Raw genomic sequence first — 7,007 nt, forward strand, 5'->3', positions numbered from 1 at the left:
GGTGAGACGGGCGGCCCAGGCCACGAAGCCGGGGGCCGTCGGACGGCGCCGCGCCCCTGGCCGGAAGCAGGCTGGCCGGAACCGGACTGGCCGGGTGTGCCGGTCTTCGGTGGCGTCGACCGCTTCGATGATTCCGGGGTGTCCGCCGCGGCTGGCCGGGCGGGAGCCGGCGGCACCGACCGCTGCCCGCCGCCCACGGACCGCGCCGGTGAAGCTCCTCCCAAGGGTGGAACCGACGTCGGCGGGATACGGCCGGTACCCTGCCGCGGGGCGGCAACCGCGCTCCCCGCGCTCCCGGGGTTTCCCGGCTTTCCGAGGTTTCCCGGCTTTCCGAGGTTTCCCGGCTTTCCGGGATTCTCTGTCTTTGTCGTGCTCTGCGGGCTTCCGGCCCGCTCCGCACCGCTCCGGCCGGCCGGATCCGCATCAGCCGAACTCGCACTCGCTGCTCGTCCGCCCTGGGAGGAGGTCGGATTCGGCGCACGGGCGGACGTGGCAGCCGCGTTCCTCCCGGCCCCCGGGCGCGGTGCGGTCTTCTCCGTGGTCCCACCGCTCTGCCCGGTCCGGGGTACTCCGGTTTCGGGATTGGCCGCGGCGTCGCCGTTCGTCGACCGGGCGTCGGACGCCTGACCGTCCGTCCCACTTCCCTGCTCGGCCATCCCATCACTTCCTGACATACACCGTGTGCAACAGGCCGCCGGCCGACCCGGTACGGACCGGAGGCGGCCGGGCCCGGGCCGTACCACGCCCCCAGCTTGTCCGCCTAGGCCCAGCTGGGCCTCATCATGACAGTCATCGGTCCACGCCTGACATGTGCCAGAACGGCAACGGCACAACGGGGGCCGCACCGACGGGCCGCCGGTGACCGGCGGACTCGGCGTCGGCGCGGCTCGGGGTGCTCGAGGTATGCCAGTTCTCGGTCAGGGATCAAAGATCAGGGATGCGACGCTGACGCCAGACGGTGGGGTCAGATGGCCTCCCCGATGCGATGGACCCGCATCATGTTGGTCATGCCGGCCACGCCCGGCGGCGTCCCGGCGACGACGACCACCAGTTCACCCGGCTTGCATCGGCCAATATGGAAGAGGGCGCTGTCGACCTGGCGGACCATCTCGTCCGTGCTGTCCGCGAACGGCACGAGGAAGGTTTCCACGCCCCAGAAGAGCGCCATCTGGTTGCGAACAGCCGGAATCGGCGTGAAGGCCAGCACCGGGACCTCGGTACGGTACCGGGCGAGTCGCCGGGCCGTGTCACCACTGAGGGTGTGGGCCACGAGGTAACGGGCGCCGACCGCGGCTCCTACCGACGCGGCGGCCTGGGCGAGTGCCCCACCGAGCGTGCGCGGTTCGGTCCGCAGGGGCGGTATCCGGCCGAGGTCGGCCTCGGCGGTCTCGATGATGCGCGCCATGGTGGCCGTGGCCTCGATGGGGTAGGCACCGACGCTCGTCTCCGCCGACAGCATGATCGCGTCAGCGCCGTCCAGGACGGCGTTGGCGCAGTCACTGGCCTCGGCACGGGTCGGCCGCGGCGCGCTGACCATGGACTCGAGCACCTGGGTCGCGACGATCACCGGCTTGGCCCGCTCCCGGGCCTGGCTGACGGCGCGCTTCTGCACGAGCGGCACGTCCTCGAGCGGCAGCTCGACCCCGAGATCGCCACGGGCGATCATCAGACCGTCGAACGCCTCGATGATCTCGTCGAGCTCGGCGACCGCCTGCGGCTTCTCGATCTTGGCGTGGACCGGAACCCGGATCCCCACCTCATCCATGATCGCATGCACCGCCGCAGCGTCCACGGCGCTCCGGACGAAGGACAGTGCAACCATGTCCACCCCAAGGTTGAGAGCGAACCGCAGGTCAGCGGCGTCCTTCTCGGTGAGCGCCGGGACGGTGAGCGCGGCGTTGGGAATGTTCATCCCCTTGTGGTCGCTCACCGGCCCGCCGACAACGACCGTGGTGTGGACGTCGGTGTCAGTCACCCCGTCAATCTGCAGGACCAGGCGGCCGTCGTCGACCAGGACGCGATCCCCGGCCGCGACGTCGCCCGGCAGGCCCGGGTAGGTCGTGCCGACCTGATGCTGATCGCCGGGAACATCACGGATCGTGACGGTGAACCGCTGACCGGGCAGCAGGGTGACCCCGCCGTCGGCGAAGTTCCCCAGCCGGATTTTCGGTCCCTGGAGGTCGGCGAGCGTGCCGACGCTGCGGCCGGCCGCCTCCGCGGCCTCGCGCACCCGCGCGTAAGTGACGGCATGCTGTTCGTGTGTTCCGTGGGAGAAGTTCAGTCGGGCAATGTCCATTCCCGCGTCGACGAGGGCCCGGACCTTCTCTGGCGAGCTGGTCGCGGGGCCGAGGGTACAAACAATCTTGGCTCTACGGGGCACACCCAGAGCCTAAGTACTGATCGTCGGTCATTGCACACGGGGGCCACCGGGAGGCGCGCGCGGCGGCCCGAGAAGTAGTCAGATCAGGCGTATCCGTTATATGCTGCACGTGGTCGCGCGGCGGCGTACCGTTCATATCGTCCGCGCCACACCCCTGTCGGTTGACGCGTGTGATACGGGAAAGACGGCAAGGGCGCCGGACGTTCCTGGGATCCGCTTCCTCGGATGCGGAAGTCGGTAGGGCACGATCGAGTCCCCCCGGAGCCGATATGAAACAAAATCCCGCCATCCACCGCCAGCCGTCCGGCGACATCGACATCGCCGTCGCCGACGTCATGGCTCCCGCCGAGACCAGCGTCGTCGCCTCGGAGGTGCACGCCGGCAGCGCGGCCGGCGAGAGCTCCCCCACGGCCGCAGCGCTTCGTTCGGCCGAGCCCGGATCTTAGTGTCGCCACGACGGGCGGCCGTGGGCGGCGACCGGCCGCGGACCACGGCCGGTCGCCGCCCACCTGTCGGGTCGGCGCGACGCCGGCCGCCCGAACGTGGCGCGCCCGGATGTGGCCCGGGAGTCAGACCCCGACCGGTGGGGCACTGGCCCCTTCGGCCCACCCCGCACCAGCACCGACGGGCGTGACCGGGGCGAACTGGGTCCGGTACAACTCGGCATAGAGCCCGCCGCGGGCCAGCAGCTCCTCATGGGTCCCGCTCTGCACGATCCGCCCGTCGTCGACCACCAGAATGCGGTCGGCGTCGCGCACCGTGGACAGCCGGTGCGCGATGACCAGGGATGTCCGTCCCACCAGCGCGGCGGTCAGCGCCTGCTGCACGCCGGCCTCGGACTCGCTGTCGAGGTGCGCGGTGGCCTCGTCCAGCACGACGATGCCCGGTTCGCGCAGCAGCAGCCGGGCGATGGCCAGCCGCTGCTTCTCCCCGCCGGACAGGCGGTAGCCCCGGTCACCGACGACCGTGTCCAGGCCGTCCGGCAGGGAGCGCACGAGCGGCCCGATCCGCGCCGCGCCCAGAGCGGTCCACATCTGCTCGTCCGAGGCGTCCGCCCGGGCGAAGGCCAGGTTCGCGCGGATGGTGTCGTGGAACAGATGCGCGTCCTGGGTGACCACACCGACAGCGGACCGCAGGGACCGAAGGGTGAGATCGCGGACGTCGTGCCCGCCGATGCGTACCGACCCCGACCGCACGTCGTACATGCGCGGAACGAGCTGGCTGATCGTCGTCTTGCCCGCTCCGGACGGGCCGACCAACGCGATCACCTGCCCCGGCTCGACCCGGAAGGTGACATCGTGCAGCACCGGCGTGGGCACCCGCGGGTCGAGTACGGCGACCGACTCCAGCGACGCCAGGGAGACCTCGTCGGCGGCCGGATAACGGAAACCGACATGATCGAACTCGATGGTCGCCGCGCCGGCCGGCAGATCGACAGCGCCCGGCCGGTCGGCGATCGCCGGCTCCAAATCGAGCACCTCGAAGACCCGCTCGAAGGACACCAGCGCCGTCATGACGTCGACGTGCACGTTGGAGAGCTGGGTGAGCGGCCCGTAGAGTCGTCCGAGGTAGGCCGTGAGCGCGACCAGGGTACCGACCTCCAGGCTGCCCTGGGCAGCGAACCGACCGCCTATCCCGTAGACGATCGCGGTCGCGAGCGAGGCGACCAGGGTGAGCGAGACGAAGAATATGCGGCCGTACATGGCCTGGGTCACCCCGATGTCACGCACCCGCCCGGCCCGAACACGGAAGTTCTCGTCCTCCCGTTCTGCCGAACCATACAGTTGCGCGAGCATCGCTCCGGACACGTTGAATCGTTCCGTCATCGTCGTGTTCATCTCGGCGTTCAACCCGTAGCTCTCCCGGGTCAGCCTGGCCAGGCGGGGCGCCAACAAGCGGGCCGGAATAATGAATACCGGCAGCAACACGAGCGAAACGAGGGTGATCCGCCAGGACAGCACCAGCATCGCGGCGAGCACGAATCCGGCGGACAGAATATTCGACAGCACCGACGACAGCGTGTTGGTGAACGCCGACTGCGCGCCGAGCACGTCGTTGTTCAACCGGCTGATGAGCGCCCCGGTCTGGGTCCGGGTGAAGAAGGCGAGTGGCTGGCACTGCACGTGCCGGAACACCTGGCTGCGCATCTCGTAGATCAGACCCTCGCCGATCCGGGCCGAGAACCAGCGCTGCGCGAGCGACAGACCGGCGTCCAGGAACGCCAGGCCCGCGACGACCGCGGCGAGCGCCTGCACGAACCCCACCCGGTGGCGCACGATGCCGTCGTCGATGATCGTCTTGAAGATCATCGGAACAACCGCGCCGACAGCCGAGCTGAGCACGATGAGCGCGAGAAAGTAGGCGAGCTGCCGCCGATGGGGGCGGGCGAAGGCGACGATCCTGCGCAGGGTGCCAGGCCGCAGCGAGGTCCGGGTGACCGAACGGTCCTGTTGGAAGGTACGCATCGTGGACCAACCGTCCGTTCCCGGTCGCATCAGCCCTCCCTGGCGGCGGTGCTTGGTGTGTAACGAGGTAAGCAGGAATTGCGGACGGGCATTCCCGCAGCGGATGCGGCCCGTCGGGCGTGCTGGCTGCCGCTCACCCCGCCGCGGGGTCGTCACCGGCAGCGGAGCGGGCGATGACGACGCGTTCCCAGGCCTCGTCCTCGGCCCGCTCGTCGAGACGGCCGGAGCGGGTGGCGGGACGGGAACGCCGCGCGCCGTGCATCAGCGCCTTCACCTCGGCCGCGATGTCGCGGGGAACCGCGAGGAGCGCCGCGACCAGCACGCCGACCTGCTCGTCCAGCAGCTCACGCGGCAGGACCCGCTGGGCCAGCCCGATCCTGGCCGCTTCGTCGGCGGCGAGCTCGCGGCCGGTCAGGCAGAGGTCCAGGGCATTCGCGTATCCGAGGAGCTCGACCAGCGGACCCATGGCACCGGCCGCGGGCAGGAGGCCGTCACGCGCCCAGGTCAGCCGGAAGCGCGCATCCGCGGCGAGGACCCGCAGGTCACAGGCGACCGTCACCGCGAGACCGAGGTCGCCGACCGTCGTGTCCACGACGGCCACACTGATCAGGTCGGACCGGTCGGAGACCCGCCCCATCGCGTCGCGCCACGCGCGATAGCCCGCAGCCGGGGACAGCCGCCCCACGGCGTCCGCAGGTCCTCCCTCGCCCATCCGGGGTGCGGGGTCGGTGAGGTCAGCGGCCGGCGGGGGGCGATGACCCATCCGGACAACCAGGACCCGGACCTCACCGGTCAACCGACGCAGTTCGCCGGCCAGCGCCGACGCGAGAGCCGGGAACGAGCCGGCCCCGCCGGTATCATCGAGGTCCGTCATCCCGATCGTGACGAGAGGCCCGGCGACCCGCACGCGCAGCCCGGCCGCCGCCGCCGCTACAGCGGCGGCGGGGACCGCCATGATTCAGGCGCTTTTCTTCTTGGTGCCCCGGGTCGCACCACCCCGGCCGCGCAGGGTCGTACCGGACTCCGAGAGGATCCGGTGGACGAACCCGTACGAACGACCAGAGGACTCGGCGAGCAGGCGGATGCTCTGCCCACCTTCGTACTTCTTCCGAAGTTCGGCGGCAAGCTTGTCCCGCTCGGCGCCGGTGATCCGGGTTCCTTTCCTGAGCTCGGCCAACGTGGCCCCCTCCGTGTTCGATGATCTGCGAACCGATCTTCACTCAGCTTGAGTAAACGCGCCACTCGAAGCAGATGTGATCCATCACACGCGACGCCGGTGCATGACCGTGCCCTCGCGTTCCTTCCTCCATGCCGACGGTCACCAGCGATGGCACGGGTCGCACCCACCCGCTGGCACAGCAGGCGCGCATGGCCGACAGTGCTACCGAGACCAGTGTCCCCAATCCCCGGTACGCGGCCCGACAACAGCATCGGCGCGTCGCCACGAACATCGTCATCTTCGCGATCAAGATCTTCTCTCGATGCAACGCTGCAGGTACGACCATCAGTCGATCACTGTACAGAGCGAGCCGACGGACCGCGAACGCGGCCGATCGATTCGACTGATTCCTCACATCCGACACCGGTTGTCCACCTCGTCGGGGCCGGCCCGCTCCCGTGCCAAGGCCCGATCCGGCGAGACCGCGGACGGCTCGTCGCACCCCCGCCGGCACCTCCGGCGTCCGGATCGGAAGCAACTGCGGCGCTGGGAGCGAACCGGACTCGTTACCGTGCAGTGGTGGTCGGTGACGTAATGATCTCCTGGTCGGCACCGAAGGTGCCCAGCTACGCGGTCTGCCTCGGTACGGACCGGTGAGCGCGACGGACGGCGCCTCCGGCCCGACCGCTGTCGCCGCCTCCAGCCGGTCGCCCGGACCGCGTGGCGGCCTGTCCCGGCCCTGGGCTGGGTCCGCCGGGCATACCGAGGCCAGCGAGGCGGCGCTGTGGCTCATCCTGGTGGCCTGCGGTCTCGTCGGTATGTTCCTCGTCTCCGCCGGCGACCTTGATCTGGGCATCGGTGACCCGCCGCTGCGCGGCGGATGGGCTCCCCGTCTCGATTCCCTCGTCCTGGTCCCGCTCGCGATCGCCGTGGTCGTGGTTGCCCTCACCGCCTGGTGGGCCTCGACCATCCCCCCGGCGGCCACCCCGGCCACCCCGAACAC

General features: G+C 70.4%; 5 protein-coding genes and 1 pseudogene. 2 read left to right on the top strand and 4 right to left on the bottom strand.

Annotation, left to right across the window (positions count from 1 at the left end):
* Window positions 1-964: 964 nt before the first annotated feature.
* Window positions 965-2,380 (bottom strand): pyruvate kinase, encoded by a 1,416-nt coding sequence (pyk, locus tag AC08OO_RS21650; RefSeq protein WP_011436116.1) that lies wholly within the window; start codon window positions 2,378-2,380, stop codon window positions 965-967.
* A 269-nt stretch (window positions 2,381-2,649) separates the two neighbouring features.
* Between pyk and AC08OO_RS21655 the strand changes: the two genes are divergently transcribed.
* A complete protein-coding gene (locus tag AC08OO_RS21655; protein WP_023841550.1) occupies window positions 2,650-2,826 on the top strand; it encodes a hypothetical protein in 177 nt (58 codons plus the stop codon).
* A gap of 123 nt (window positions 2,827-2,949) precedes the next feature.
* Here the strand turns inward: AC08OO_RS21655 and AC08OO_RS21660 are convergent, their stop codons facing one another.
* From AC08OO_RS21660 to AC08OO_RS21670, 3 genes are all read right to left on the bottom strand, one after another.
* Entirely contained in the window at window positions 2,950-4,875 is a 1,926-nt protein-coding gene (locus tag AC08OO_RS21660) for an ABC transporter ATP-binding protein (RefSeq protein ID WP_476618984.1), read from the bottom strand.
* 103 nt (window positions 4,876-4,978) lie between these two features.
* Window positions 4,979-5,800, bottom strand: coding sequence for an enoyl-CoA hydratase/isomerase family protein (locus AC08OO_RS21665; protein ID WP_476610526.1), 822 nt, complete (start codon window positions 5,798-5,800; stop codon window positions 4,979-4,981).
* Window positions 5,801-5,803: 3 nt separating this feature from the next.
* A complete protein-coding gene (locus AC08OO_RS21670) occupies window positions 5,804-6,022 on the bottom strand; it encodes a helix-turn-helix domain-containing protein (RefSeq protein WP_009399485.1) in 219 nt (72 codons plus the stop codon).
* Window positions 6,023-6,657: 635 nt separating this feature from the next.
* On the opposite strand from AC08OO_RS21670, the pseudogene AC08OO_RS21675 reads away from it, so the two are divergent.
* Window positions 6,658-7,007 (top strand): annotated as a pseudogene (locus tag AC08OO_RS21675) (hypothetical protein); the annotation flags it as partial.

It is taken from the genome of Frankia sp. CeCAU1, from assembly GCF_977971845.1.